Annotated in this window: 2 protein-coding genes; one reads left to right on the forward strand and one right to left on the reverse strand. The window is 69.8% G+C overall.

Features of this window, described 5'->3' with window-relative positions:
* Nucleotides 1-61: 61 nt before the first annotated feature.
* A complete protein-coding gene (pcaF, locus tag ACEN88_RS30170) occupies nt 62-1264 on the forward strand; it encodes a 3-oxoadipyl-CoA thiolase (protein WP_413345636.1) in 1203 nt (400 codons plus the stop codon).
* Here pcaF and ACEN88_RS30175 read toward each other — a convergent pair.
* Nucleotides 1265-2021 (reverse strand): alpha/beta fold hydrolase (locus ACEN88_RS30175; RefSeq protein WP_413345638.1); only part of this gene is annotated, 757 nt, incomplete at its 5' end. It abuts the gene before it with no gap.

The following is a 2021-nucleotide window of genomic DNA, read 5'->3' on the forward strand; positions in this document are numbered from 1 at the left end:
GACCTGCAGGCCGTCACCGCCGCGCCGCTGCTGGCGCCCAACGAATAACAGGAGAATGACCATGACCGACGCATTCATCGTCGACGCCATCCGCACCCCCATCGGCCGCTACGGCGGCGCATTGAAGGACGTGCGCGCGGACGACCTGGGCGCCATCCCCATCCGCGAACTCATGCGCCGCAATCCGGACGTCGACTGGTCCGCCATCGACGACGTGATCTACGGCTGCGCCAACCAGGCCGGCGAGGACAACCGCAACGTGGCGCGCATGGCCGCGCTGCTGGCCGGCCTGCCGCAACAGGTTCCCGGTTCCACCGTGAACCGCCTGTGCGGCTCGGGCCTGGACGCCGTCGGCAGCGCCGCGCGCGCCATCAAGAGCGGCGAGGCCCGTTTGATGATCGCAGGCGGCGTGGAATCGATGACGCGCGCACCGTTCGTGATGGGCAAGGCGGAATCCGCGTTCTCCCGCAACGCGAACATCTACGACACGACGATCGGCTGGCGCTTCCCGAACCCGCTGATGCACAAGCTGTACGGCACGGATGCGATGCCGGAGACGGCGGAAAACGTGGCCGACGACTACAGGATTTCGCGCGCGGACCAGGATGCGTTCGCGCTCGCCAGCCAGGCGAAGGCGGCCCGTGCGCAACAGGACGGGACGTTCGAGCAGGAGATCGTGCCCGTGCCGATCCCTCAAAAGAAAGGGGATCCCATCCGTTTGGCCAAGGACGAGCACCCGCGCGAGACGAGCCTGGAAACGCTGGCGAAGCTGAAACCGGTCGTGCGGCCGGATGGCACGGTCACCGCCGGTAATGCATCCGGCGTGAACGACGGCGCCTGCGCGCTGCTGCTGGCAAATGCGGAAGCGGCCGCGCAGTACGGCTTGACACCGCGCGCCCGCATCGTGGGCATGGCGACGGCCGGCGTGGCGCCCCGCGTGATGGGCATCGGCCCCGCGCCCGCCGTGCAAAAGCTGCTGGCGCAGACGGGCATGACGCTGGACCAGTTCGACGTGATCGAGCTGAACGAAGCGTTCGCGGCGCAGGGCCTCGCCGTGCTGCGCCTGCTCGGCCTGCGCGACGACGACCCGCGTGTGAATCCGAACGGCGGCGCGATCGCCCTCGGCCATCCGCTCGGGATGAGCGGCGCGCGGCTCGTCACCGCGGCCACGTACCAGCTGGAGCGGACCGGCGGCCGCTTTGCCCTGTGCACGATGTGCATCGGCGTAGGGCAGGGCATCGCGCTCGCGATCGAGCGCGTGTGATCAAGCGGCGGGAACGTCCTTCCCGTCCAGCCAGTCGAAGATTTGGGGCCAGAGGCGCGCATGCGCGCTGCGCCCCACGAGCACGCCCACGTGCTGCAGGTTGACGCCCACGTCGCCCTCGTAGTGCAGCAGTTGCTTGCGGGGGCTGGCCGTTGCTTCGTGGAACGGCACCAGCGCATCGGGTGGAATCAGCTTGCTGCGCGGGTCGACGACGGACAGCAGCGGCGCCGTCAGGTCGCGCGGGCCGATCGTGCGGTTGCCGAGCGCGAGCTTGCCCTGCATGAAGGCATCGTGCCGGTACAGCGACTCGACGATCTCCGTGAACAGCCGGCCCGGCAGCGGGAACTCGTCGTGCGTCCAGCGTTCCACGCGCATGTGCGTGACGAGCGCCTGCGGGTCCGTCATCGACAGCATGCGGTCCGTCCAGCGCTCCCACTGGAATGCCTGCGGTTCGGCCATCGCGCTCATCATGTTGAGGAAGACGCCGGGCACCTGGCGGAACGTGTCCGCGATGGGGCGCGCGTGCGGCGTCGCGTCGATCAGGCGCGCGAAGCAGCTCGAGGCGGGCGTGAAGTGCAGCGGCGATTCCAGCAGGATCGTCGCGCGCACGGCCTCGGGGTGCAGGCAGCTGTGGATGGCGGCAAGGATGCCGCCCAGCGAGTGGCCCGCGACGACGACCTGGTCCGGCCCGCCGTCGGCCGCGATGGCCCGGCGGCAGGCGGCCAGCAGGTGGTCGCCGTAGTCGTCGAGGCCGAAG

The organism is Massilia sp. CT11-108 (assembly GCF_047302915.1).
GTDB lineage: Bacteria > Pseudomonadota > Gammaproteobacteria > Burkholderiales > Burkholderiaceae_D > Telluria > Telluria orientalis.

What these genes read in the sequence shown, in the direction of transcription:
- pcaF (WP_413345636.1), top strand. Translation starts at nt 62, where the DNA reads ATGACCGACGCATTCATCGTCGACGCCATCCGCACCCCCATCGGCCGC.